Source organism: Ruegeria arenilitoris (genome assembly GCF_013030985.1).
Taxonomy (GTDB): domain Bacteria; phylum Pseudomonadota; class Alphaproteobacteria; order Rhodobacterales; family Rhodobacteraceae; genus Ruegeria; species Ruegeria arenilitoris_B.
Window position 1 is genome coordinate 1 of the sequence record NZ_WPYP01000007.1, and the last position, 26002, is coordinate 26002.

The window sequence follows — 26002 nt, forward strand, 5'->3', positions numbered from 1 at the left end:
CCTCGTCTGCACATGCCCCCCAATGGACGCATACCAAGACGCCGCCGAGTGAAAAACACCCCCGCCGGGAAACCGGCGGGGGACGACCCCATGAATGGCAGTTGGAGGAACGATGAAACACTATGTCCTCGGAAACGACCAAGCACGGCCGGCCAACAGAGCGTCTGAAAGAACACGGTATATCGACGTTTTCCTGAATGATCCCAAGGCAAAAGCATCGGCTGAGATGATTGTCGAGTTTTTCGACGCTTTGAACGATCTGGTCGAAGACCACATCTACGTCGTGAATGTCCGATGCTCTGCAACCGGCTCAGCGGGCGCCCCGCTTTATTGGGCGGGACGCACGGCGATTTTCTGGGGCGACATTCACAAAGCCTGGCCTTGTGACAGCACCAACAAAGCCCGGATATCGCAGATACTGAATCTGGCGCCGCGGTCCATATTGGTTGGCGGCGCGGTGCTGCTGTTGGCGCAGGCCGGGCGGGCCGCAGAAACAACCGCTGCCATCCATCCCAACTTCGCCGCTGCGGCACAGGAAATTGGGCTTTCTGACTGCCACAGCAACACGCACTGGTCACCTGACAACCGCACGCACAGCGCCGCAACCAAGCTGAGCGCTCTCCGGCTGTTGTCGGACTGTGTGGCACTGGATCACGGAGAGCATCTGGCCGATACCCTGCGCGGCTATATCGGTCTGACCGAGCCGGAACGCAGCTGTTCCAGCCAGCTTGCGACCCGCCTGATCCAACGGTCCGGGGCCGATCCGATGGTACGGCATGCAATAGAGGCAATGCTGAACAACGTGGAAGACCCGTTGAAGATCTCAGATCTGTCTCAGGCTGTTGGCGCATCCACCCGCCAATTGCAGCGGCGGTTTCTGGGCAAAACGGGCGTCAAGCTTCTGATCACGTATCGAGAGCTTCGGCTGGAGCGCGCCCACAGCCTGCTGCAACACACAAACATGCCGCAATCCGAAATTGCCACGGCGACCGGGTTTTCATCCGCCGCTGCATTGGGGCGGGCGTTTCGGGCGCAATACAACCTGACCACCGCAGACGTCCGAAACCAGCGTTTTGCCGGGGAATTGTCGGGGCACCGCCACACGCACTAAGGCAAAAGGCAGTATTCTGCATATCTGCACGAAATCTGCACAACTGGTGCGGATTATCTGCAGCCCGCGCGTTCACCTTCGGGGAAACTCGAGCAGGAGAACGACATGCCCAAAGAACTCATCATCCGTGGATTGCCCCGGTCCCTTGCCCATGACGGCTGGTGGCTGGCCAGCGAAAGCGGCCCATCGATTGACCAGGCGCCCCCTTCGGCGCCACCGGGCAACATACTGGACCATATCCGCCGATTTCCCCGATTTGCCGCGCTGATCCTTCTTGTTCTGCTGGGGGATTTTCTGTTTTGGGGATATTGTCCCGGGCTTTCGTTAGCCCTTTTCGCATGGGGTATCTTTGCGGCGGTTAGTTTCGAAAGCCCGGCCCGCAACAAGCAGTGGACCCCTGCCGGAGTGCTGCTGCTGGCCACCCTACCCATTCTGGAACATGTGCAGCTTCTGTCGCTGACCTTCCTCACCGTCGGGCTGCTTTGTGCCGTGGCCCTGCTGCGCATACCGCCTGGGATCAAGACACGCGAAAGCCTGCCATGGCTGGCAAGCGCCGTTCTCCGTCTGATAAAAAGGCTTCCGACCGCTGGTGTCGTGGCCTTAGCGGCCCACATCCGGGACTCGCGCACTCGGGCTGCCTCTCACAGCTCTTTCAGCGGAACTTCGGTACGCACGTTCCTTCGCAACTGGGCGTTTCCGCTTGGCGGCGTAATGGTTCTGAGCGCCCTGCTGATCAGTGCGAACCCTGTTCTCGAACATATGCTGGTACGAATGCTTCGGGTGGATTTCGATCTGTTCGTACTGCTCCGACGTGCAATGTTCTGGTCCGGGTTGGCGCTGTTGGTCTGGCCGGTCCTGACCTCCCCCGCCCCCGACGAAGCGATTGCGCTGACACTACCCGGCTGGAATGCTCCGCGTTTTCTGAATGCCGGGTCGGTCTTCCGGGCACTGGTTCTGTTCAACCTGATGCTGGCCGTGCAGAGCGTACTGGATTTCTCGATCCTGTTCGGCGGCGCGTCTCTGCCCGACGGCATGAGCTATGCCACTTATGCCCATCGCGGTGCCTACCCCTTGCTGGCGACTGCCCTGCTGGCCGGAAGTTTCGCACTGGTGGCGCGCCCGTTTTCGGAGCAAAACCCGGCGCTGAAATCCCTTCTGCTGCTGTGGTTGGCGCAAAACGTGCTGCTGATCCTGTCGGCCGCGTTCCGGCTGGACCTGTATATCGATTCCTATGGCCTGACCTATCTGCGCGTCTATGCGGTGATCTGGATGGGTCTGGTCGCGATCGGGCTGGCGATGGTGGCGTGGCAGGTACAACAGGGTCGGTCCTCGGCCTGGCTGGTGCTGCGGGTCGCCGCGTTGAGTGCCGTGACGCTCTACGCCTGCGCGTTCATCAATTTCGCCGCCCTGATCGCAACCGACACATTGTCGCGCGCATCGGACTCGGACAACACGACCCCGACGGATTGGCTCTATCTGTGCAGCCTTGGGCATACTGCGGCCAAAGCGATGTCGACACAGGTCGCGCTGCAACCGATCCCGCATATCCCGGACTGGGCGCAAAGCTGTGTGCATCCCGACCCAACCGATCCGAACTGGCGCGAATGGGACTTTCGCACCGCGCGCGTGAATGGCTATCTTGCAGCAAACACGCAAAGCGAGGCGCAATGAAAATCCTGTTGGTTGATGACGACCCCCGCCTGCGCGAGTTGGTAAGTCTGGCGCTGCAACGCGCGGGATTTCAGGTGGTCACCGCCAGCGACGGCCAGATCGCAGTGACCCACGCCGCCCGCGAAGCACCGGACCTGATCGTTCTGGATATCGGCCTGCCCGAGATGGACGGGTTCGAGGTGTGCCGCCGCATCCGCGCCCGGTCCGAAGTACCGATCCTGTTCCTGACCGCGCGAGATGATGAGATTGACCGGGTTCTGGGCCTGGAAATGGGCGCCGACGACTACGTCACCAAACCCTTCAGCCCGCGAGAGCTGGTGGCGCGGGTGCGTGCGATCCTGAAACGCTCGGCCGGGCCGCGCCGCAATGCGGTCCTGTCCCACGGCCGGATCACGCTGGATCCCGGCGCGCATATTTGCAGGCTGGATGAGGCCACAGTGCCCCTGACCGCGACCGAATTCACCTTGCTGGCCACGCTGATCGAACGCCCCGGTCAGGTGCTCAGCCGGGCGCAGCTGATACAGGCGGTCTGGGGCGCTCTGTCTCAGGTCTCGGACCGCACGCTGGACAGCCATCTCAGAAACTTGCGGGGCAAGCTGGCGCAGGCGGGCTGTTCAGGCGTGATCGAGACTGTGCACGGCGTCGGCATCCGCATTCAGGGTGCCGCGACATGAGGCGCAAGTGGCGCCCGGGTCTTGCCTTTGTATTGGGCGGCGCCCTGTGCGGCACGTTGCTGTTGTCGCTGAGCGGTCTGGTGGCGTTTCGCTATCTGGGGCCGGAACTGGGCTATCGCAACGCCGCCGTATTGCTGGCGCTGATCATTACCGCCGCCACCGGGGTTCTGGGCTGGCTGTTGGTCCGGTTGTTGCTGCGACCGATCTTTGCGCTGGAACGCTTCGCCACTCAGGTCGTCCGGCACCCCGCCGACCCCCTGTCGCCGCCTGCGCGGTTCGGCACTCAGGAACTTGGCACCACCGCACAAAGCGTCATCGACATGGCCGAGACCCTGCGCAACCGCGAGACGACGATCCGCAGTTTCTCGGACCATGTCACGCATGAGCTGAAAACCCCGGTGGCAACCCTCCGCGCGGCGACGGAACTGCTGCGTGATGACGAAACACTCTCGGCCGAGAACCTGCGTCTGGTTGATCAGATCGCCAGTGCGGGCGTGCAGATGGAGCATCAGATCGATGCCATGCGGCAGGTCGCCCGTGCACGCGAGTCACGTCATGACGGGGTGACCTCGTTGAGTGAACTGCAGGACGGGTTGAGCAGCGACTTCCCTGCCCTCAATCTGCGGATCGACGGTGGTGATGTGACAATCCCGATTGGCCCCAAAGGTCTGCAGGTCGTGCTGCGGCAACTGCTGAGCAACGCATCGGAACATGGCGCGCAGGCCGTGCAACTTTCAGCCGCGGCCGATGAGACGCAGGTTGGCCTGACGGTTCGTGATGATGGGCACGGGATCTCTGCCGGCAACGCGGCCCGCGTGTTTGACCCGTTCTTCACCACGAAACGCGATCAGGGCGGGACCGGCATGGGCCTGGCCATCGTCCGCAACACACTGCGCGCGCATGGCGGAGATGTTTCCCTGCTGCCCGCCACTGACGGCGCCGCCTTTTCGATCTGGTTCCAGCTCAGATAGGCCCAGGCCGCATTGCGCCCTAACTCCGGCTGCCCAGCATTCCGCCGAACTCGCACACCCGGTTGGCCCGGCATGGGCGGCCAGAGAAAAGGTCAGCGCCTATTCAAACCATATTGCGCATCTGGCAGCTTGGCATCTGTCATCCCGCCCCGACCGAGGTCGGCAGGCCGTAGAAATTGCCCATCTGCACGGCGGCGGCCCCGATCAAGGCCTGCTCTCCACTGCTGCCTGTGAACGATCCGCTGCGCAGATCAGTGATGAACGGCCAGGCCCCGAAGCTGACCGGGCGGCCGGGTGAAATCGTAAATATCGCACAGGGTAGACGGGCGATAGGATTTGGTCTGCGCGTCAAAGGTCGTGACCGCAGTACCAGAGTTGGTGAAATACACGCTTTGGGCTGTACAGTGCATGTCGTCCTTGCCCTCACGCTCACCCCGGGCATGGATGTAATATTCCCGCGCAGCGTTGGACGGCAGGTCCTCGGTCAGTCCACCATGAACCGCCTCATTTCCGGTACTGGCCTGCTGCTGCGCGATGCGTGCAGCGCGGCGGCCATCGAAAACCGCATCGGCAATCAGGCCAGGCGTGGCAGCGGCGCAGATCAGTTCAAGCGTCTTCAACCCCCTGCTCTGCAACTGATCATAAAGGGTAGTGTTACGCTGCCGTTCGGTCACCAAAACGGTCACCTCGCATTCGACCTGCGACACACGCCCGGAATAGACGCAGGCCGTGGTCACGCAGTCGGCGCAATGCGGCCCAAAGTTTGGTTGCATCGGATATCCGCCCCCAGTTCGATCAGCGGTGGTGAGCGGCGCGAATTGCGACCCACACCGTCGGCGCGCCATGCGGCTCCGGTGGCCAGAAACACATGTTCGATGCCCAGTTCCGACACCTGATCCGCATCCAGCGTGCTTTCTGCGAACATCCGGACATTGGCGCGCTGGCGCAGGTCGTTCAACCAATAATCAGCCACCCGGCGCCATGCGGCCAGCCCCGGCAAACGGCTTTCCCGCAAAACCCGCCCACTAAAATCCATCGCGCCTTCGGCCAACGTGACCTCGTACCCACGCCGCGCCAGTTGCATGGCGCATTCAAGACCGGCGGGGCCGCTGCCAACCGCCAGAGTCTGCGTCGCTTGCCCCCGTCGAGCGATCCGTTCGGGGTGCCAGCCGCGCCGCCATTCCTCGCCAATGGTGGGGTTCTGGGTGCAGCGGATCGGAATGCCCGACCCGTCCGAGGCGGCGCAGATGTTGCAGCCGATGCATTCACGGATTTCGTCGATGCAGCCTTCCTGAATCTTGCGCGGGATGAACGGGGCGGCGATCGACGGACGAGCCGCACCGATCAGGTCAACAATCCCCTTGCGCAGCATCGACTGCATCACGTCTGGCGAGGTCAGCCGCCCGACCCCCACAACCGGCTTGTCGGTCACCTGTTTGACGTAAGACAGATGGTCATTCTGATACCTGTCCTGCGGCTGGAACCGGGTGGTCGCGGATTCGTTGGCCCAGTCCGAGACGTTCACGTCCCAGATATCGGGCAGATCGGCCAACAGTTCGACCACGGCCCGGCCGTCCTCGGCCGCCTGCATCCCGTCGGGGCCGAGCATCTCATCGATCCCGAACCGGAAGGCCACGGCGCAGGTGTCACCAACGGCATCGCGCGTGTCTTCCAACAGCTCACGGGTCAGGCGCACGCGGTTCTCCAGCGATCCGCCATACTCGTCGCTGCGCGTGTTCAGATGGGGCAGCATGAACTGTTGGGCTAGCGTCATCCCGTGGCCCGCATAGACATAGATGATATCGAACCCAGCCTCTTTGACGCGCGGAGCGGCCTCCCGGTGCCAATGCCGCAGTGCGCCGATGTGGGCCTTGTCCAACACCCGCCCCTGTTTCGGCTGACACGCAAAGATCGCCATATCCGAGGGCGCAAGCACAGGTGGAAAGATAAAGTAAACCTCAAGTGAGCTTAACGTTCAGAGGGGCTTTCGTCATAACGTGCACGCCGCAGGTCGTTGATCATGGCCTTGCCCAGCGCGACACACATCAGCAGCAGGACAACGCTGAAGGGCAGCGCGCCAATGATCATTGAATTGGTCAGCGCCTCAAGCCCTCCGCCGCCCGCAATCAGCAATGTCCCGATCACCAGCGTCAGCAAACCGCCCCACAGGATGCGATGCGTGACCCCGGTTTCCTCGGCCCCGCCGGACATGATCGTGTTCATCACCAATATTCCGGAATCCGCCGAGGTGACCAGAAAGGTCATCGTCAGCACCACGCACATGAAACTGACGATCACCAACATATGGCCCGAGATCATCTGGCTGAGGGTCACGAACAAAGTCGCCGTGGTCGAGGCCGACAGGATCGCGCCATTGGCGCCTCCGTTCAGTTCCAGATCAATTGCCGATCCGCCCAGAATAGTCATCCAGGCGAAACAGACCAGCGACGGCGCGATCACCGCGCCCAGGATGAACTCGCGCACTGTGCGCCCGCGTGAGATGCGGGCCAGAAACAGGCCGACAAACGGGGAAAATGCAATCCACCACGCCCAGTAGAACGTGGTCCAGCCCGATTGCCAGCCGAACAAGCGCCCCGGAGTTCCGGCCTCATAGGCAGCGTGTTTCGCGGCATCCGGCAGAGCAGCGGCCTCGTCACCCAACCCGGCCAGAAAACTGTCGCGGGTGCCCCAGGCATCGGTCGCGCCGGGAAACAGCTCGGCCACGAAAGGGGCAGCCTCGGGCGGCAGGGCCGAGGCGAACTCGGCCTCGGACATCGGGCCATAGGCCTGCAGGCTGAGCGGGATGAAATTGATGATGTAGTCCACCAACGCCTGCCCATAAGTCGTCAGGGCGAACACAAACGAGCCGAAGACAATGAACACCGTCAGCAGGACCAGCGACAGGACCAGATTGAGGTTCGACAGGTATTTCACCCCGCGCCCCACACCCGAAACCGCTGACAGGGTCGACATCAGCATCACGGTCGCCAGAGCCACGATCAGCCCAGCGGTCGAGGGTCTCATCACTCCGTCCATCAGCCATTCCGCACGGGTGATCAGAAACGCTCCGTCCACCAATTGCGACACCCCATATCCGATGGTCACCGCCACCCCGAGGATCGTGGCCACAACACCCAGAATGTCGATCACATGCCCCGCGATGCCGTTGGAATACTCCCCCAATAAAGGCGTCAGCGCGGTGCGGATCGTCAGCGGCATATCGCGGGTATAGGCGTAATAGGCCAGGCTCAGCCCTGTGACCACATAGATGGCCCAGGCGTGAAACCCGGTGTGCAGGAACGTGTATCGATAAGCCCCCTTGATCGCCTCTTGGCTTTTGGCGGCGACCTCGCCCGAGACGGTCAGCGGGTTGGTCTCCCACAGGCCCAGCGGCTCGGCGGTGGCATAGACCATCAATCCAACTCCCAGCCCGGCCCCGAACATCATCGAAAACCATGAAAAGTTGGTGAATTCGGGCCGTTCGTCATCACCCCCCAGCCGCCTCCGACCCGTTGCCGGGATGATCGCTATGACGATCAGAAAGAAGGCGAACAGCGCAACCGACAGATCGTAGAAGATGTTGAACTCGCTCAACAGGCCCGATTTCCACGACCGCAACGTGTCGTTTGCGCTCAGCGGCCAGACCAACGCCCAAAGCACCAGCAGCGACACAGCGATCTTGCTGACCAGCGCGATCGGCAGGTTGTAGCCCTTGTAAAACCCGCTGTCCTGCCGTTCGATTTTCAGGTCCGTAAAGGGGTCTTGCAGCGACATGTTGCTTGGGCCCGCCTCGGTTCCGGTGCCGCTCAGCATCCGGCAAACCCTGAAAGACTGCAACAATTTTCAGGTCTTGCGGCGCACCTGCCCAAGACTGACCAGCCATTCCCGCAGGCACTGGAACGCTGCATAGAGTACCGGGATCATCAACAACCCCAGCGTACTGTCGAGGATCATGCCGAACAGAACCGGGTAGCCCACCGAGACCCGCGCCGCCGCCCCTGCCCCGCTGGACAGAACAAGGGGCAGAACACCCACGATGAAACACAGGCCGGTCATTGTGACGGGCCGGAACCGGATTTCCGCCGCTTTCAGGGCCGCTTCGCGGATGCTGGCACCGCCTTCGCGTTGCTGGTTGGCAAACTCGACCACCATGATCGCCTTTTTTGCGGCCAGCCCGATCAGCAGTACCATCCCGACCTGCGCAAAGATGTTGCTGTTCACGAAGGGCAGCAGCGCCAGCGGGATCAGCGCGCCCAGCAGCGCAAAGACGGCTGAGGTGATGATTGAAAACGGCAGGATCCAACTTTCATACAGCACCACAAGAAACAGGTAGGCCAGCACCAGTGCCGACAGCATGATATAGGGCACAAGCCCCTGCGCTTTGACCTCTTGCTGTGTGACGCCCGACCAGTCGATCCGGAACCCATCGGGCAGGGTTTTGTCGGCTATCGCCTGCATGGCGGTGATACCATCGCCGGAACTGACCCCATCCGCCAGTTGCGCACTGACCGAGGCCGCCGTGAACAGGTTGTAGCGCGGCACCGTATCCGGCGCGAGAACCGGTTCGTTGCTGACAAAATTGCGCAGCGGCAAAGACTCTCCGGCGATGTTTTTGACATAGATGTTGTCCACATCGTCCAGCGTCTGACGGAATTCGGCATCGGCGGAAATCACCACCCAGTAGACGCGTTCATTCAGTATGAAGTTGTCCACAAAATACGAACTGAGATTGGCCTGCAACGCGGTGAAGATATCGGCCACGCTAACGCCCAGAGTCTCGGCCCGGTCGCGGTCGACGGACAGTTTGTATTGCGGGCTCTGGGCCGAGAAATTGCCGTGCGCCCGGGAAAACTCGGGCGCGGCATTCAGGGCGGTGACAAAGCCGTTCATCACCGCATCCAGTTGCGCCCCATCACCATTGCCGAGGTCCAGCAACTCAACCGAAATCCCCCCGGTCGAGCCCAGCCCGTGAATGGTCGGGAAGGGAAACACGTACGAAACCCCCTCGGGCAGCGCGGCCAGCTTGCGCTCAAGTTGGTGCATGATCGCGTACCACTGCAGATCCGGACTGGTGCGTTGATCCCAAGGAGTCAGCGTGACGATGACCATACCCGCGTTGGGGCGTCCTCCGGCCAGCATCGAGTGTCCGGATACAACGGTGACGTCCTCAACACCCGGTGTCTGTTCGATCAGCGCGCCCGCCTTGTCCATGAACGCCTGCGTGCGTTGCAGCGAGGCCCCGTCGGGCAGCTCCATCGACGCCATCAGAACGCCGTTGTCTTCCTGCGGAATCAAGCCTGTGGGCACGGTTTTGAACAGGTACACCGTCAGACCCACAGCACCGGCAAACACCACCAACGACACCGCCATATAGCGCAGCATCAGCGAAACCAGACGCAGGTACTGACGCCGTACCCAAACGATCACCGCCGGAACAATCGCCAGCGGCCCGATGGGTTTGCTGTCGGTCCTCAGCATCATGGCGCAGAGCACAGGCGCAAGGGTCAAAGCATTTACGGCCGACAGGACAAAGGCAAAGATGATCGTCAGCGCGAACTGAAAATAGATCGTGCCGGTCACGCCGGGGAAGAAACACACCGGCACAAACACCGCCGCCAGAACAAAGGTCGTGGCGATGATCGGCCGGTTGACCTGAGACATCGCTTTCAGCGTCGCCTCGCGCGGGTCCAAGCCTTCGTCCCGCAGGATACGTTCGGCGTTTTCGATGATGATGATTGCGTCATCCACCACCAGAGTAATAGCCAGAACCAACGCGAACAGGGTGATCATGTTGGCGCTGAAGCCGATTGCATAGATCAGCGCTACTGCGCCCAGCAGAGACACCGGTATGGCAATGGCTGGCACGATGGTGGCACGCAGGCTGGCCAGAAACAGGAAGGTCACGCCGATCACCAGCCCCGCCGTCAGGGCCAGCGTGGTCATGATATCGCGAATCGACACTCGCACCGCGTCGGTGACGTCATAGGTGACTTCGTACGCGACCCCTTCGGGGAACTTCGCCGACAACTCCTTCATCAACGCGCGCAGGGTGTCGGAAATCTCAAGCGCGTTGGCCGTGCTTTCCTGATAAACCGCAACAGTGGCCGAGTCCTTGCCATTCAGTTTGGTCGAGCCGGAATAGGTCGCCGCGCCCAGCTCGATCCGGGCGATATCCTCTAACCGAGTGACGGAACCGCTGGGGTCCGAGGCGACGATGATCCGCCCGAACTCCTCAGCATCGCGCAGCAGGCCTTCGGCGCGCAGTTTGAATTGAAAGTCGGTTTGCCCTTCCGCAAACGGAGGTGCCCCGACCTGCCCCGCGGCGGCGATGACGTTCTGGTCCTTGATAGCATCCGCCACCTCCGCAGCGGTGATGTTCAGCGCCGCCATGCGGACCGGGTTGATCCAAACCCGCATGCTGTATTCCAACTGACCAAATTGCGAGACCGACCCCACGCCCGGCAACCTTTGCAACGGGTCATGCAGGAAATCGGCGGCGAAATTGCTGAGAAACAGCTCATCCCGCGACCCGTCGGGCGAGGTCAGGTTGATCACCATGATCATGTTGCCCGACCGTTTGGTCACCTCGACCCCCTGCTGCAACACCGCCGAGGGCAACTCGGAACTGGCCAGCGCGATACGGTTTTGCACCTCAACAGCCGCCACGTCGGGATCGGTGCCCAGCTCAAAGGACACGTTCAGCATATAGCTGCCGTCATTCGAGCTTTTGGAGGACAGGGACAACATGCCCGGAATGCCGTTCACACGCTCTTCGATCGGGGTCGCGACGGATTCCAGAATGACCTGCGCGTCCGCCCCTGGATACGAAGTATCGACGTAGATCTGCGGCGGCGTGATATGGGGGTATTCGGTGATCGGGATCAGGCGCACGCAGACCGCACCGAACAGAACCATCAGGATCGCAATGACAGCTGCGAAATGTGGCCTGTTGATGAAATAGCGCGCGATCAAACCGGCCCCTAACCCTGACTGTCGACCGCTTTCACGACCAGCCCTTCATGTATTTTCTGAAGCCCCTGCACCACCACGCGGTCGCCCTCGGACAGCCCGGATGTGACTTGCGTCCGGATCGCGGTCTGGGTGCCGATCTCGATATTCTGCCGATGGACCTTGCCGTCGCCGTCGACTGTGAAGACAAAATACCCCTGTTTGTCGAACTGCACCGCGTTGCGCGGCACGGTCAGCACCTTGGGGTCTTCGGACCCCGTCAGGCGGACGGTCACGAACTGGCCGGGGATCAGCACTCCGTCAGGGTTGGCGAAGCTGGCGCGCAGCTCGATCGTGTCGGTGTCCTGACTGACGCTGTCACCGACAAAGGTCACCTTGCCCGGGGTGGGATAGGCCTCGCCGTCGGCCAGTTCGATGCCCGTGGTCAGCTTGATGTCACCCGGCGTGATCCGCCCTTTGCGACGTTCTTGCAGCAGAACCGGCTCACTGACGTAAAAGCTGACCAGTATCGGATCAATGCTGGAGACCGTTGCCAGAACGCCGGTATCCGAGCTGACCAGATTACCCGCATCCACTGCCGACAACCCGATACGTCCGTCAAGCGGGCTGAGGATTTCAGTATAGTCCAGATCAATCTGCGCGATCTTCAGATCGGCCTGCGCCTCATCCACAGCGGCCTGTCCGGCGGCATAGGTCGCCAGAGCGGTATCCAAAACAGCCTGCGGAATATCGCCCTTGTTGAACAACTCCTGCTGCCGGTCCAACGCCGCCTTGTCCAACTGCGCGCTGGCCTGCGCGCTTTTCAGCGCCGCTTGCGCACTGGTCACACTGGCGGCGTATTTCTTCTTTTCGATCCGGAATAGAATATCGCCTTTGGCGACCGTCCCGCCTTCGGTAAAATTGACCTCTTCCAGAAACCCTTCGACCCGGGCTTGCAGATCGACACTTTGATCCGCCACGACACGGCCAACGAGCCGGTCCTGTTTCTGCAGGTCCTGCAGTGTCACCGGCGCGACCATTACACTGGGCGGCGCGTCGGACTGGGCCGCTGCCGGGGCCGGCAGAAACAGGGGGATAAATGCGCAAACAAACAGAGCAGAAGGTTTCATGAGACCCTCGGGAGCTTGTAATACCTTAACTATCCCCGCATCCCTGCACTGGCGCAACGGTTTTCTGGGCACGTCCACCTGCGCATTTCCCTGCCATATCAAACCCTTTGACGCAGGGCTTGCCTGTCGCGGGTTCTTGGGATTTTCTGACGCCACACATCAACCAAAAGGCCGGACTCGCATGAAGCTCGAATTCCACCACATCAACTTTGTGTCCGAGGATGTCGACCGGCTGCACCGGTTTTACACGCAGGTCCTTGGGCTGGCCGATGTCCCGATTGAGAATTTCCCCCGCCCCGATGCAACCGAAGACAAGGGCTATAGCGGTAAAATCCGCTTCGCGACCGATGGCGGAATGCAGATGCATCTGGCCGAAAGAAACCTCGACGTTGCCTTCAAACACGGTGAGACGATCAACCCGGTCGAGCGCGGCCATATCGCCTTTCGCACCGACGACATTGAGGCGTTCAAGAAGCTGCTGGACGACAATGGCATTCCCTATTCGGACTATGGCACCGCCTTCGCAAAAGAATGGCATCAGCTCTTCTTCCACGACCCCGAGGGTAATATCATCGAGGTTCATCAGGCGGTGTAAGTAACGTCGGAGGCACGCATTGAAACAGGCAGTACTGGTCGTCGATGTTCAACCCAGCTTTGACCCGCCGGATTGGCTGGTCGAACGCAGCCAGCTGTTGGCATCACATTTTCCGTCCATCGCCACGGTTGAACGCAATGACGAAGCGAAAGTGCCCTTTTTCAGACAGTTGGGATGGAAGCCCCGCTCGGTCGATGACGGCCTTGTTCAGGCGGATCGCACCGTTCTGAAATACGGCTACGGCCCGCCGCCCGAAGTGATCGATCAGTTTCACAGCTGGAAGGTCGACCGCGTTCTGGTCTGCGGCATTCAGGCCGACACCTGTGTTCTGGCCGCAGGGTTCGCCCTGTTTGACGCGGGCCTGCAACCGACCATAATTGCGGATACGGTCGTCGGATCTTCGCTGGATCGCAGCGGCACGCTTGGCGTGGACCTCTGGCGGCATCATTTTGGCCAGGTGATTGAGAAGCACTCGGATATTTTGTGACGGCGCAATCCCTGTCCGCATCGGAGAGGAGAGCCTATTATGCCCTCGGAACACATTCTTGGAAGAACAGCCATCACCCTTCTTGTGGCCAGCGGGTTTGCACCGGCACATGCAGACAGTTTTTCGCTGACCGGCCAGTATGAAGGCATGTATGCCTGCGACAGCACCACGGGCGGCGTGCCGTCTAGCTGGGCTGACCCGATGCGCGCCGGAATAGTTCAGGACGGGGATCGCATTTCGATCGACCTGCTCTACACCGACAAGCAAGAGCTTGGGGCCGAGTATTCGCTCTACACCGGTTCGGTTGCGCTGGCACCTGATGGCACACTGGTCAGCGGGTATTTCGAAGCCTGCGGAGGTACCTTCCCATCAAAGGAACTGGCCCGAATATTTCCCGCCGCCACGGATACACCTTTCAGTTTTTCGGTCACCAGCGTTTGGGCCTCGGATCAGGTGCCAAACCTTCCCGGCCTGACCGTACAGACCTGCACATGGAGTCTGAAACGGGTGTCCACGGAATCCCCCAAAGTCAGGCCGTGCGAAACGGCTGAACGCTAGGTTCAAAACCTCATCTGGACTTATTTGTTAAGTCCAGATGTTTAAATTGGATCCAAAGTGCCCATATAGCGCCCAATCTTGCAACTTAACCGTGCCTGATCGGGAGAATCCATTCCCCGGCAGGCCCTCAGTCAAACAGGATGGTCCCGATGAATTTTATTCTACGCGGTAGCCTGGTTACGCAAATCATCATCGGCCTTGTGGCCGGTGCCCTTCTCGCCACCCTTTGGCCTGCTGCTGGTTCGGCTGTTGGTCTGTTGGGTGATTTCTTTGTCGACGCGCTGAAAGCCGTCGCGCCCGTGCTGGTGCTGATCCTTGTCTGCGCTGCAATCACCAACCACAAGAAAGACAGTCAGGCCCGCATGGGGCCTGTAGTTCTGCTGTACATCCTCGGCACTTTTGCAGCTGCGCTGGTTGCGGTGGTGGCCAGTTATATGTTCCCGGTCACCCTGCATCTGACCGGCACGCCCGAGCTGATGGACGCCCCTGACGGTCTGGCCGAGGTGGTGAAGAACATCCTTCTGAAAATCGTGGACAACCCGGTGAATGCACTGGCCCAGGCCAACTATATCGGCATTCTCGCCTGGGCCGTCGGCCTTGGGCTGGTCTTCCGCCACGCAAGCGACTCGACCAAAACGCTGATGTCGGATCTGGACAGCGCGATCACCAAGATCGTGTCTGTTATCATCCGGATCGCACCCATCGGTATCTTTGGCATCGTGGCCTCGACCATTGCCGAAACCGGCTTTGTGACCCTTGCCAGCTATGGTCATCTGCTGTTGGTTCTGATCGGCTGCATGGCGTTCATGGCGCTGGTCGTGAACCCGTTGATTGTGTTCCTGCGTATCCGCAAAAACCCCTATCCGCTGGTCTTCACCTGCCTCAGGGAATCCGGCATTACCGCGTTCTTCATGCGCAGTTCGGCCGCCAACATTCCGGTCAACATGGAACTGTGCCGCCGCATGAACCTGGATGAGGAGACCTATTCGGTCACCATTCCCATCGGCGCCACGATCAACATGGCCGGTGCCGCGATCACCATCACGGTGATGACACTGGCGACTGTGCACACCATGGGCATTCAGGTCGATTTCCTGTCCGCCCTGTTCCTGAGCGTCATCGCATCGATTGCCGCGACCGGAGCCTCGGGCGTAGCAGGCGGGTCGCTGTTGCTGATCCCGATGGCCGCCAGCCTGTTTGGCATCGACAACGCAACCGCCATGCAGGTGGTCAGCATCGGCTTTATCATCGGCGTTCTGCAAGACTCCGCGGAAACCGGGCTGAACTCGTCCACCGATGTGCTGTTCACGGCCGCAGGGTCGTACAAGAGCGGCGATCCATATCCACGCAAACTGCCAATGGAAGAGGTCGCCGCCTAAGCGACCCCTTCCCACCAACCTTTCCACAACCGCGCGGTTTCACGTCGCGGTTGTGGTCCTCCTTCGGGCCCGCAACAGGCTTGGAAGCCGGCAACGCTGCAGTTTCCGTAGAAATTTTCCTGTAAACATCATAATGTTTCAATGTGAGATCATCTTGCGGCATCAGCGAGCCGGTCTGACAATGGGGAGGGACACGGAATGAAATTGAACTGGTGGATTGCGCTTTCGACGAGTCTTGCGGCCGCACCGGCCCTGACACAGGAAAATCCCATTCAGCACGATGCGGAGTTTTACATCCTTCAGGCCCAGCACGGTGAACAATGGGCACAGGATGACGCAGCCGTTGATGAGGCCCTGGCCGCGTTTCGGGACAGCAATGGGGGCAAGTCCCCGAACATCATCAGCGTGCTGATTGACGATATGGGGTTTGGCGACATGGGCATCCCCGAGTTAAACGCGGTGCGGGGATATGAGACGCCGAATATCAACGATTTCTCGGACCAGGCCATGCGGATGGTGCGGATGTATACCGAACCCTCCTGCACGCCGACCCGTGTGGCGCAGATGACCGGGCGGTTGCCGGTGCGGATGGGCATGGGCGACACCACCGTCGATATTGCGGGCTTTGGCTTGCCCGGTAATGAGGTGACACTGGCCGAAGTGCTGAAACAGGCAGGCTATGCCACCAGCCATGTGGGCAAATGGCATATGGGCGACATTGCTGAAAGCTGGGCCATGAACCAGGGCTTTGATTATGCCCAACACGCGGTTCACCAACAGGGTCAGCTGACCATCTTCAACGACGACGCGATCAAGGAACAGGTTTCGGTCGCGATCCGCGACTATGACGACAAATACACACTGGACGGTTGGTTCCGACCGGACTCTGCCGCGATGATGACCGTGATCGAGGGCGAAACCGGTGGCCCCATCCGCGAGATCCGCATGGAACCCGGTGAACGCTGGAACGCCGCCAAATATGACGAGATGAACCAGGCGTTTCAGGACAAGACGCTTGAGGAACTGGAACGCCTCGCTGGTGGAGACGCGCCGTTCTTCCTGCAATACTGGCCGATGATCCCGCTGGACAATACCCGCGCAGGGCGATCCGGGCCGGAAAGCGCCAATGGCGGTCTCTACGTGGACAAGATGCAGCTTTTGGATCAATGGCTGGGTGATCTGTTCACGCGACTGGATGAGCTTGGGCTGGCGGACAACACGGTGGTCGTCGTGATGGGCGACAATGGCCATTTCACCAAATACGCGCCGCAATCCGGCTTTACCCCGCTGATCTACGCAGGAGGCAAGGGCGACACGACCGAGGGTGGTATCCGCGTCGATGCCTTCATCCGTTGGCCTGGCATGATTGAGGCCGACGGCCTGCTGAACAGCATCATCCATGTCTCGGACCTGTATACGACCCTGTCCCGCTTTGCCGGAGCGGATCAGTATATCCCGCGCGACCGGCTGGTGGACGGCGTGGACCAGTCCGCCGCCTTGCTGTTTGCCGATGAATCCAAGGCGCGACGCGATCACGTGATCATCTATTCAGTCAACAAACCCGAGGCGATCGTTAAGGACCAACTCAAGCTGAAACTGCCAGGGCCTGGCGAAAATGCGATCGTGGCCAAATTCTTCGACCTCTATCGCGACACGCGCGAGGAATACTCGGTGTCCACCGAAGTCGGCGCGTGGGGCGGTCAGGAGTTCGTACGCATCCTCGGGCGTCACATGGCGCGGAAAGAGAAATATCCCGACACCACGCCCGCCTATGGCGTGCCTTATGAGGGGATCGAGAACATCCGCCCCGAAACGCAACAGGCGGTCGAGGCGTTCATGATCAAACGCGCCTCTCCGCAGCAATAGAACCCGGATCAGGAGGCACATATGGTCGGCAATATACTCTTCGTTCTTGGCATGATCGTCTCGCTTGGGATCGGGTTTGTCTATTTCCGCGATCTGGGAGACATCTCGCAGATGCTGTTGAAGGTGAAACGCCAGAACATGGTGCGTTTCATCCGGCACGAGTACCGCCTGATTGGCGTCGGACTGGGCGCGTTTGCCATCGCGACACTGGCGCATTTCATTCTGGGTGGCGGGCCGTTCTGGCTGTGGATCGTTTCTGCGCTTTTGGTTCTGTTTCTGTACGGTTTTCCCTATGTCTGGGTGCATCTGGGCCTGCGCAACCAGATGAATGATGCCGCCTTCTTTCCCATCAGCGAGGCACAGAAATATGTCGGCCCCACCGCGCCGGTCGTCGTTATCGAGAACAACGGCCACGCCCGTGCGCACCCCGATGCGCAGATCATGCGGCCGCATCTGGCGGGCGATGTGGACGGGCTGGGCGGCGAAGATGTGGTCATGACCTATTGCGCGATGGCCAATCTTGGGCAGGGCTACGCCCCCCGGATTGAAGGCAAACGGCTGGATCTTGAGGTTCTGGCCCAGCACGGCAACAACCTGATCCTGCGCGACAATGAATCCGGCGAGCCAATCCAGCACATCTATGGCTTCCGCGAGGCCGACCGCAACCCGAATGCCGACGGTCCTGCCTGCCCCAGACGTCCCGAAGCGCAGATGAAACCCTGGCCGACTTATCGGATGACCTTCCGCGGATTCCAGAAGGCCTTCCCCGAGGGTGAGGTGTTTCTGAACATGCCTTCCTCCAACCCTCTGCTGCGGCTGCTGGACATGGCGACCGAGATCACCTTTGGCTGGGGCATCGGTCGCCAGCATCAGGAAGACGCGCCGGTGATGGACAACATGGACCGCTCGGACGGCCGGTTGCCGAACAAGACCCTTGTCTGGGGGATCACCATCGGCAAAGACGCCGCCTGCTGGACCGATGATTTCGTCGTTGACAACAACTGGATCGTCAATGCCACCGTCGGCGGGCGCGATGTCGTTGTCAGTCTGGACCCAAAATACGAAAGCCTTGGGGTCTGGTATAATGACAGCGGCAAACCCGTTACGCGTTGCGATTTCTGGGGCATGTCAGATCAGGGGCAACTGCACCGGGTAGAAACTCTGCGCGCTGGCATCTTCTGGCACGTCTGGTCCGAGTTCTTCCCGAACACCGACATCAATCGCGTGGGCTCGCGCGCGGAAACACCTGATACCGTAGCGGCTTGACCCCGCAGGATCTAGGAAACACAGGCAACAATAAAACGGAGGGACGGAATGGCACTAAAGCAAAGATTGAAGGGCTGCGCGGCAGCGGCTGTGTTTGTTTCAGCGGCAACGATGGCTTCTGCGCAGCAGTCCGATTGGTCATACGAGGCCACAATCTATCTGTACATGCCCGAGACCGAAACGAGCATTGAAACTGCGTCCGGCACGCTTGAGGGGACGCTCAGCTTTTCCGACGCGCTGGAGAATTTGGACTTTGCCTTCATGGGCACCATGGCCGCAACAAACGGGCAATGGAGTGTGCTGGCCGATTACAATTACACCAACCTGACCTTCGGCAATACGGCTCTCGGTCCGGCGGGGTCAGAACTAGAGACCTCGGTCAAGACGCAGTTTCTGACTGCTTTGTTGGGATACCGGGTGCGCAATGACCGATCCGTAAAGATTGATCTGGCGGGCGGCTTCAGATGGTACAGCACCGACACAGAATTCACCCTGACCCCGGGCGGGGCGCCCCCGCAAACCAGCTCTGCCGATGCCAGTTGGTTCGATCCGGTGGTAGGGGTACGCGCCCGGTATTTCTTCACCGACGCGTGGTCCGGAACCGGCTATATCGATTACGGAGGGTTCCGCAGCGGCAGCGAAACCTGGTCCGTTCTGCTGACGGCGGATTATGCCATCAATGACAGGTGGTTGCTGCGGGGCGGGTATCGCTATATCTCATTTGATCACGACATTGACGGCGGCAACTATTCGTTTGATCAGTCCGGGCCACTCATCGGGGCCACCTACCGGTTCTGAAGCGCACGATTAGACGCCTACATACTTCTCAGAAATATCGGGGGTCAGGTCCGTCATGGCGCCGGACCAGACTGTTCGCCCTTTTTCAAGAATAACGGCCCGGTCAGACACCGCCGACAGTTCCTTGCGGGATTTGTCGATCAGCAGGATCGCCACATTTGTCTCTTGCCGCAGGCGGTTCAAAGCCGCCCAGATCTCCTGCCGGACGATCGGCGCAAGGCCCTCGGTGGCTTCGTCCAGTATCAGCAGGCGTGGATTGGTCATCAGCGCCCGGCCAATCGCCAACATCTGCTGCTCTCCACCCGACAGCGAGGCGGCGCGCTGGCCCTTCCGCTCTCCCAGCCGGGGAAACAGCTCAGTCACGCGGCGCAGGGTCCAGTCACCGGGCCGCGCGGCGGCGGTCAGGTTTTCGCGCACGGTAAGATCGGCAAAGCAGCGGCGGCCTTCGGGCACCAACCCTACCCCCTTGCGGGCTACCTTATGGCTGGGCAGCGTGTGCAGATCCTGACTGTCCAGCATCAGCGTGCCCTGCGACCGGATCATCCGACAGATCGCCTTGACCGTGGTGGTCTTGCCCATCCCGTTGCGCCCCATCAGAGCAGTCACCTCGCCCTGCGCCATCTGCAGATCAACGCCGAACAGCGCCTGACTGTCGCCATAACTGGCGGTGAGGTTTTCAAGCCGCAGCAGGGTCATGCCGCATCCCCCAGATAGGCGTCTCGCACCTCGGGGCTGGTGCGGATTTCATCGGCCGTACCGGTGGCGATGACCTTGCCGTAAACCAGAACACTGATCCGATCGGCCAGCGCGAATACGGCATCCATGTCATGTTCGACCAGCAAAATGGGCGCTTCCTGCCGCAATCCGTCCAGAAACCCTGTCAGCCGTTTCGATCCCTCGGCGCCAAGACCAGCCATCGGCTCGTCCATGACAAAGGCTTTGGGTGACAGGGTCAGGGCCACCGCGACCTCCAACTGCCGCCGTTGGCCGTGGCTGAGGTTGGCGCAGCGCGTGTCGCGCTCATCGCTGAGACCCACGCGTTCCAGCGCGGCCTCGGCCCTGTCGCGCAGTTCGGGCCGTTTCAGCGCGGGCCGCCAGAACCGCCACGCCACGCGTTCCGAGCCCATTGCGCCCAGCACTACGTTCTCCAGTACCGTATCCTCCATACACAGCTGCGAAATCTGGAAGGTACGCCCTAGCCCGGCCTGCGCCCGTGCCTGTGTAGAATAGCCCGAGACATCCTGACCATTCAGCAGAACCTGCCCTGAATCTGGTGTCAGCCCACCGCATACCTGCTGAATCAATGTCGACTTGCCGGCACCGTTCGGGCCGATGATGGCGTGGATTTCTCCGGGCCTCAGATCAATAGAGACATCGTCGGTGGCCTTGAGCGCTCCAAAGCTCTTGTTCAGGTTCAGCGTAGCAAGAACAGGATCAGACATGCGCGCCCTCTTTCCCGGTCAGCAGGCCGATCAGGCCACCACGGGCGAACAGAACGATGCACAGTAGGGCCACACCCAGATAGACGTGCCAGAAATCGGTGAGTTCGCCCAGGAAATGCTCCAAAGCGACAAAGACGCAGGCTCCGATGACCGGCCCCATCAGGCGACCAACCCCGCCGATGATGATCAGCACGATCAGCTCTCCGGACAGCTGCCAGCTGAACATCGAGGGCGAGACAAAGCGGTTCAGGTCGGCAAACAATGCCCCCGCCAGCCCGGTGATCGCGCCCGAGATCACGAAGGCCAGCAGTTTCAGCCGCATCGGGTTCAAACCGACGGTCTCGACCCGCGTGGCCGTCTGCCGGGCAGCGTTCAGCGCCAGCCCAAATGGCGACGCCTGAAGGCGCGCAAACAGAAACAGCACGACACACAGCAGAGTGAAGCAGATGGCGTAGAACTGGATCGGCACCAGCGTGTTCAGGCCGGGAAATCCGTTGCGTACATAGATCGACAGCCCGTCTTCACCGCCATATTGCGCCCAGGATATTGCGAAGTAGAAGAACATCTGCCCAAAGGCGAGCGTGATCATGATGAAATACACGCCGGACGTCCGCAGGGACAACAACCCGATGAAGAACGCCACCAGCGCCGACAGGATCATGGCCACCAGCCAGATCACCGGCATGGATTTGGTGCCATCGGTAGTGAACAGCCCCAGATCAAGCGCGGTATAGGTCTGCGCGTGATAGGCGAGGATGCCCATCGCATAGCCTCCGATCCCGAAAAAGACGGCGTGGCCGAAACTGACCATACCTCCGATCCCCAGGATGATGTTCAGCCCCACCGCCGCCAGCGCAAGGATCACCGCCCGTGTCACCAGCGTGATCGTGAACGGTTGATCCGCCAAGACCGCCCAAAGCGGCAACACCAGCAAACCCGCGATTACCAGCGCGTTGAGGTACCTTTCGTTCAACCTCATGCGCGTGCTCCGAACAGGCCGGTGGGCCGCCAGATCAACACCAGCCCCATCAGCACGTAGATCCCCATCGAAGCCAGCGCCGAGCCGGTCTTTTGCGCCGCGCCATTGTCCATGAACAGCTTGAACATTTCGGGCAGGAACACCCCGCCCAGCGTATCCGTCAGCCCAACCAGCAGCGCGCCGATGAACGCCCCGCGCACCGAGCCAATACCGCCGATAACGATGACCACAAAGGCCAGGATCAGCACCGGCTCGCCCATCCCCACCTGAACCGACTGGATCGCGCCAACCAGAGCGCCCGCCAGCCCGGCCAGCGCCGCACCCAACGCAAAGACCAGTGTGTAGAGTTTCGAGATATCGACGCCCAGCGCGGCAATCATCTCGCGGTCATTCTCACCTGCGCGGATCTGGATGCCCAGCCGGGTGCGCTCGATCAGCGCCCAGAGGCCCACGGCCACGGCCAGCCCGATGCCGATCAGGGTCAGGCGATAGAGAGGATATTCGATGCCACCCGGCAGAGTAACCGGCCCCGACAGCGCATCGGGAATGTCCAGAAACAGCGGAAAGGAACCAAAGACCCAGCGTGTTCCTTCAGAAAAGATCAGGATCAGGGCAAAGGTCGCCAGCACCTGATCCAGATGCGGCGCGTTATACAGCCGTCGGATCACCACCATCTCGACAATCGCCCCGGCCAGCGCCGCAGCGGCCAGTGCGGCAACCAACGCCAACAGGAAAGACCCTGTGGCCCCCGCCACGGCAGCGGCCGCAAAAGCCCCCACCATATACAGCGAGCCGTGCGCCAGATTGATCAGACCCATCACACCGAAAATCAGCGTCAGGCCAGCCGCCATCAGGAACAGCATGACGCCGAACTGCAGCCCGTTGAGGATCTGCTCGATAATCAGGATCGAGGACATGGAAACTCCGGCGGTCTGCCCGCCCCTTTGGCCGGGGCAGGCAGATGGTCAATTACATTTTGCATTCTGCCCCGTAGGCATCAAAATGGTCTTCCAGAGCGACACCGATGATCTTGTTGGTGAAGACGTCACCTTCTTTGATCACTTCGCGGGCATAGATCGTCTGAACCGGGTGGTGGTTCGGGCCGAACTTGAAATCGCCGCGGGTGCTGTCGAACTCGGCCAGACGCAGCGCGTTGCGGAAGGCCCTCGCATCTGAAGGATCGGCCTTGTCCAGCGCAGACAGCAGCAGGTTGGCGGTGTCGAAGCCCTGGCTGGCGTAAAGCGAGGGCAGACGACCGTATTCCGCCTGGAAGCTTTCGACAAACGCCGCGTTGGTCGGGTTTTCGATATCCTTGTTCCACTGCGAAGTGTTTACCACTCCCATCGCCGCATCACCGACCGCTTGCAGGATGCCCTGATCAAAGCTGAAGGCCGGGCCGACCACGGGCTTGTCGATACCGCTGTCGGCATATTGTTTCAGGAAGGAGATTCCCATGCCGCCCGGAAGAAAAAAGAACACACTGTCCGCATCGCTGGCGCGGATTTGCGCGATCTCGGCGGCGTAGTCGGTTTGCCCCAGCTCGGTATAGATCTCACCGGCAAGTTCACCCTCGAAAAACCGCTTATACCCAGTCAGCGCGTCCACGCCTGCCGGGTAGTTCGGGGCCAGAATGAAGCTGTTCTTGTAACCCGCACCGTTGGCATAGGCACCTGCGGCCTCGTGCAGGTTGTCGTTCTGCCAAGCGACGTTGAAATAGTTCTGATGACAGCCCTTCCCGGCCAAAGGCGACGGGCCGGCATTGGGCGACAGGTAGAACACGTTCTGGTTCACGGCCGCAGGCACAACCGCCATCGCAAGGTTGGACCAGATGATGCCGGTCATCACATCAACCCGCTCGGACTGGATCATCTTGTCGGACAGTTGCACGGCGATGTCGGGTTTGCGCTGGTCGTCCTCAATAACGACTTCGATGTCATCGCGACCCGATTGCGCGATCGCCAGCATGAACCCATCGCGCACGTCGATGCCAAGCCCCGCACCACCGCCCGAAAGCGTGGTGATCATGCCAACCTTGACCTCGGCCAAAGCGCCGGTGGCGCACAGCGCGGAAACCGCAGCGGCTGCTAGAAACTTTTTCATCTTCATCTCCCTTCGCTGGTCTTTTCGACGCAACTTATGTCAGCCTTCACGGCGTTCAGTCTATTCCTCTGACAGAGCGGTCTTTTTCCACCCGGTCAATCGCCAAACAATCACCGATCACACCCCCGCCGTCGAGGGCGTTTTCAACCTGAACTGCTGAATTTTCCTAAAAATGGCCCGCCTCAGAAGGCCAGAGTGATCATGATGGCGTAGTTGTCGGCCAGCATCTCGGCATCGGTTCGGTTGAACTTGACCGACGGCAGAGCCTGCATGTCAATCTGCGCTGTCCCATCGAAGAACTTCGCCAGATCGACGATCAGGTGCACCTCGGGATCGTCGCTCGCAGAAACGTCCGGCGGCAACATGAACTCGACCTCGCGGGCGTTTTCGGAAAACCCGACATGATAGACCAGCGGGGACACGTCATCCCCCTGTTTAAGCGCGCCTTCCACGACCACGAATTTGTATCCGACCTCCCAGTTCCACGCCATCTGGCTGTTGGGATCCAGATCGCCCCGCACCTCAATCGAGCCATTCGCCGCAGGATCAACCCCGATCAGGAATTGCACGGTATCGACGGATTTCAGGGGCACCTCGGGCAGAGTGATCGAGTGCGTCCTGTCCTCATTATCAAAGCGCAACAGGTGATAGCTGTCCGGTTCGGCATAGGTTTTTTCACCCTGCGCCAGAGACAGGTTGCTGATGTAGAACCTGAAATCCCGAACCCTGAACTGCCCTTCCCCACCCGGGTTGTCATAAACAAACTGATCATAGACCAGAGGCTCATCCCCCATATGCGCGTGAAAGGTCAGCGTGACCGGAGTGGTTCTCCGCTGTCCGGAGCTCAGAAGGAACCACCCCGCGATCAGGGCTGCTACGGCCAGTACTCCAAGGATCGGTCTCATCAGGAACCTCCGTCGAACGGGTCGGAAAACTTCGGGTCGGTCAGAAACGCCTCATCCGTCAGCGTGTGCAGAAAGGCGATGATGGCCTGTATTTCCTCGGGCGTCATACGCAGCCCGACCGTGCCCTTTGCGGCCTCGGGTGCGTTGTCGGCCTCTAGGATCAGAGGGCTGAGCGTGTCACTGACCACGATGCCGTCATTGTAGTGGGCCATGACGTCCTCAAGCGTTTCAAACCGGCCGTCATGCATGTAGGGCGCGGTGACGGCAATGTTGCGCAGGGTCGGAACCTTGAAAAACCCCTTATGCGCCGGGTTTCCCGTCACCGCCATCAGGCCATCAGGCAGGGTCTCATCCGGGTCCAAGCCGTTGTTGGAAAACCCGTCCAGCGCATCGCGAAACCCCGAGGTCAGAAACTGGCTGTGGCAGTCGATGCAGTTGCCGCCGCGCAGCGAAACCTTGGTGTCGGGATGCGCCATGAACAGTTTGCGCCCGTGTTCCTCCTGCGCGGTCAGGCGGGCTTCGCCGCGCAGATATCTGTCATATTTCGACCCGGACGAAATCAGCATCCGCATGAAGGTGGCCAGCGCCTTGGCCATGTTTTCCGGCGTGATTGCGCCATAGGCCTGACGAAACATACGGCGATAAGTGCCGGATGCCTCAAGCTCGGCCATCAGGGCGTCGATATCTTGCCCCATCTCATCCGGATGCTGGATCGGTATCAACGCCTGTTCCTCAAGCGAGGCCGCACGGCCATCCCAGAAAAACCTCTCTTGCCCCCAAAGAAGATTGGCAAGGCTCATGGCGCTGAATTCCAGCTCACCCCCTGACAGGGACGGCGATTTCGCGCGCCCATCGGTGAAGGCCAGCGCCTGCACATGGCAGGTGGCGCAGGACACCTGATTGTTGCCCGACAGGATCGGGTCATAAAACAGGTGTCGGCCCAGCGCGAACGCCTCTTCGGTCAGTGGATTGTCGGGCGGTACGGCAAAGCGACCGAACACAAACGGCGCCGAGAAATCGGCTATTGGCGTCGCCACCGGGTGACGCGTGCGATCCCAAGCCGCCCACCCCGCCACCGCAAGACCTGCAGCGGCGAGGATCAGAAGCACCCAGCGCATAACG

24 protein-coding genes are annotated in these 26002 nt (G+C 60.5%); 11 read left to right on the top strand and 13 right to left on the bottom strand.

What is annotated here, in order from left to right; genetic code table 11:
• The first annotated feature begins 112 nt into the window (after positions 1–112).
• The 4 genes from GOX88_RS14370 to GOX88_RS14385 all read left to right on the top strand — a co-directional run bounded on the left by GOX88_RS14370 (position 113) and on the right by GOX88_RS14385 (position 4427).
• The gene (locus GOX88_RS14370) at positions 113–1111 is read left to right on the top strand and encodes a helix-turn-helix domain-containing protein (protein WP_170403129.1); all 999 of its coding nucleotides are present in this window, start codon (positions 113–115) and stop codon (positions 1109–1111) included.
• A gap of 105 nt (positions 1112–1216) precedes the next feature.
• Entirely contained in the window at positions 1217–2782 is a 1566-nt protein-coding gene (locus GOX88_RS14375) for a DUF4153 domain-containing protein (protein WP_170403132.1), read from the top strand.
• The gene (locus GOX88_RS14380) at positions 2779–3456 is read left to right on the top strand and encodes a response regulator transcription factor (protein ID WP_170403134.1); all 678 of its coding nucleotides are present in this window, start codon (positions 2779–2781) and stop codon (positions 3454–3456) included. Before GOX88_RS14375 ends, GOX88_RS14380 begins: the two co-directional genes overlap by 4 nt.
• The gene (locus GOX88_RS14385) at positions 3453–4427 is read left to right on the top strand and encodes a sensor histidine kinase (RefSeq protein ID WP_170403137.1); all 975 of its coding nucleotides are present in this window, start codon (positions 3453–3455) and stop codon (positions 4425–4427) included. Before GOX88_RS14380 ends, GOX88_RS14385 begins: the two co-directional genes overlap by 4 nt.
• A 139-nt stretch (positions 4428–4566) precedes the next feature.
• Here the strand turns inward: GOX88_RS14385 and GOX88_RS23465 are convergent, their stop codons facing one another.
• The 6 genes from GOX88_RS23465 to GOX88_RS14410 form a co-directional block, all read right to left on the bottom strand.
• A complete protein-coding gene (locus GOX88_RS23465; RefSeq protein WP_254443337.1) occupies positions 4567–4779 on the bottom strand; it encodes a trimethylamine methyltransferase family protein in 213 nt (70 codons plus the stop codon).
• On the bottom strand, positions 4679–5200 hold the full coding sequence (locus tag GOX88_RS23470) for a hypothetical protein (protein WP_254436281.1): 522 nt from the start codon (positions 5198–5200) through the stop codon (positions 4679–4681). The genes GOX88_RS23465 and GOX88_RS23470 overlap by 101 nt, the downstream gene beginning before the upstream one ends.
• Positions 5161–6306 carry an NAD(P)-binding protein gene (locus GOX88_RS14395; protein WP_254436282.1) on the bottom strand — a complete coding sequence of 382 codons (1146 nt, stop codon included), beginning with the start codon at positions 6304–6306 and terminating at the stop codon, positions 5161–5163. Before GOX88_RS14395 ends, GOX88_RS23470 begins: the two co-directional genes overlap by 40 nt.
• 89 nt (positions 6307–6395) lie before the next feature.
• Complete coding sequence (locus GOX88_RS14400; RefSeq protein ID WP_170403140.1) at positions 6396–8201, bottom strand: BCCT family transporter; 1806 nt, start codon at positions 8199–8201, stop codon at positions 6396–6398.
• 69 nt (positions 8202–8270) lie between these two features.
• The gene (locus GOX88_RS14405) at positions 8271–11399 is read right to left on the bottom strand and encodes an efflux RND transporter permease subunit (RefSeq protein ID WP_170403142.1); all 3129 of its coding nucleotides are present in this window, start codon (positions 11397–11399) and stop codon (positions 8271–8273) included.
• A gap of 8 nt (positions 11400–11407) precedes the next feature.
• On the bottom strand, positions 11408–12505 hold the full coding sequence (locus tag GOX88_RS14410) for an efflux RND transporter periplasmic adaptor subunit (protein WP_170403145.1): 1098 nt from the start codon (positions 12503–12505) through the stop codon (positions 11408–11410).
• Between the two features lie 181 nt (positions 12506–12686).
• On the opposite strand from GOX88_RS14410, the gene GOX88_RS14415 reads away from it, so the two are divergent.
• The 7 genes from GOX88_RS14415 (at position 12687) to GOX88_RS14445 (ending at position 19454) form a co-directional block, all read left to right on the top strand.
• Positions 12687–13100: a VOC family protein gene (locus GOX88_RS14415; protein WP_170403148.1), complete on the top strand. Its 414-nt coding sequence runs from the start codon at positions 12687–12689 to the stop codon at positions 13098–13100.
• A gap of 19 nt (positions 13101–13119) precedes the next feature.
• The gene (locus GOX88_RS14420) at positions 13120–13587 is read left to right on the top strand and encodes an isochorismatase family protein (protein WP_170403151.1); all 468 of its coding nucleotides are present in this window, start codon (positions 13120–13122) and stop codon (positions 13585–13587) included.
• Between the two features lie 39 nt (positions 13588–13626).
• Entirely contained in the window at positions 13627–14145 is a 519-nt protein-coding gene (locus tag GOX88_RS14425; protein ID WP_170403154.1) for a hypothetical protein, read from the top strand.
• Positions 14146–14294: 149 nt separating this feature from the next.
• Positions 14295–15524, top strand: coding sequence for a serine/threonine transporter SstT (gene sstT / locus GOX88_RS14430; RefSeq protein ID WP_170431340.1), 1230 nt, complete (start codon positions 14295–14297; stop codon positions 15522–15524).
• Between the two features lie 198 nt (positions 15525–15722).
• On the top strand, positions 15723–17390 hold the full coding sequence (locus GOX88_RS14435; protein ID WP_170403160.1) for a sulfatase-like hydrolase/transferase: 1668 nt from the start codon (positions 15723–15725) through the stop codon (positions 17388–17390).
• 21 nt (positions 17391–17411) lie between these two features.
• A complete protein-coding gene (locus GOX88_RS14440) occupies positions 17412–18656 on the top strand; it encodes a DUF3179 domain-containing (seleno)protein (protein ID WP_170403163.1) in 1245 nt (414 codons plus the stop codon).
• 48 nt (positions 18657–18704) lie between these two features.
• On the top strand, positions 18705–19454 hold the full coding sequence (locus GOX88_RS14445; RefSeq protein ID WP_170403166.1) for an outer membrane protein: 750 nt from the start codon (positions 18705–18707) through the stop codon (positions 19452–19454).
• A gap of 9 nt (positions 19455–19463) precedes the next feature.
• On the opposite strand, the gene GOX88_RS14450 is transcribed toward GOX88_RS14445, so the two are convergent.
• The 7 genes from GOX88_RS14450 to GOX88_RS14480 all read right to left on the bottom strand — a co-directional run bounded on the left by GOX88_RS14450 (position 19464) and on the right by GOX88_RS14480 (position 25998).
• Complete coding sequence (locus tag GOX88_RS14450; RefSeq protein WP_170403169.1) at positions 19464–20150, bottom strand: ABC transporter ATP-binding protein; 687 nt, start codon at positions 20148–20150, stop codon at positions 19464–19466.
• On the bottom strand, positions 20147–20896 hold the full coding sequence (locus tag GOX88_RS14455) for an ABC transporter ATP-binding protein (protein ID WP_170403172.1): 750 nt from the start codon (positions 20894–20896) through the stop codon (positions 20147–20149). The genes GOX88_RS14450 and GOX88_RS14455 overlap by 4 nt, the downstream gene beginning before the upstream one ends.
• A complete protein-coding gene (locus GOX88_RS14460) occupies positions 20889–21875 on the bottom strand; it encodes a branched-chain amino acid ABC transporter permease (protein ID WP_170403175.1) in 987 nt (328 codons plus the stop codon). Before GOX88_RS14460 ends, GOX88_RS14455 begins: the two co-directional genes overlap by 8 nt.
• On the bottom strand, positions 21872–22792 hold the full coding sequence (locus GOX88_RS14465) for a branched-chain amino acid ABC transporter permease (protein WP_170403178.1): 921 nt from the start codon (positions 22790–22792) through the stop codon (positions 21872–21874). Before GOX88_RS14465 ends, GOX88_RS14460 begins: the two co-directional genes overlap by 4 nt.
• Before the next feature lie 52 nt (positions 22793–22844).
• Positions 22845–23975 carry an ABC transporter substrate-binding protein gene (locus GOX88_RS14470; protein WP_254443338.1) on the bottom strand — a complete coding sequence of 377 codons (1131 nt, stop codon included), beginning with the start codon at positions 23973–23975 and terminating at the stop codon, positions 22845–22847.
• A 182-nt stretch (positions 23976–24157) separates the two neighbouring features.
• Positions 24158–24880, bottom strand: a complete 723-nt coding sequence (locus tag GOX88_RS14475; RefSeq protein ID WP_170403184.1) for an MbnP family protein — start codon at positions 24878–24880, stop codon at positions 24158–24160.
• Positions 24880–25998 carry a cytochrome-c peroxidase gene (locus tag GOX88_RS14480; RefSeq protein ID WP_170403188.1) on the bottom strand — a complete coding sequence of 373 codons (1119 nt, stop codon included), beginning with the start codon at positions 25996–25998 and terminating at the stop codon, positions 24880–24882. Before GOX88_RS14480 ends, GOX88_RS14475 begins: the two co-directional genes overlap by 1 nt.
• Positions 25999–26002 lie beyond the last annotated feature (4 nt).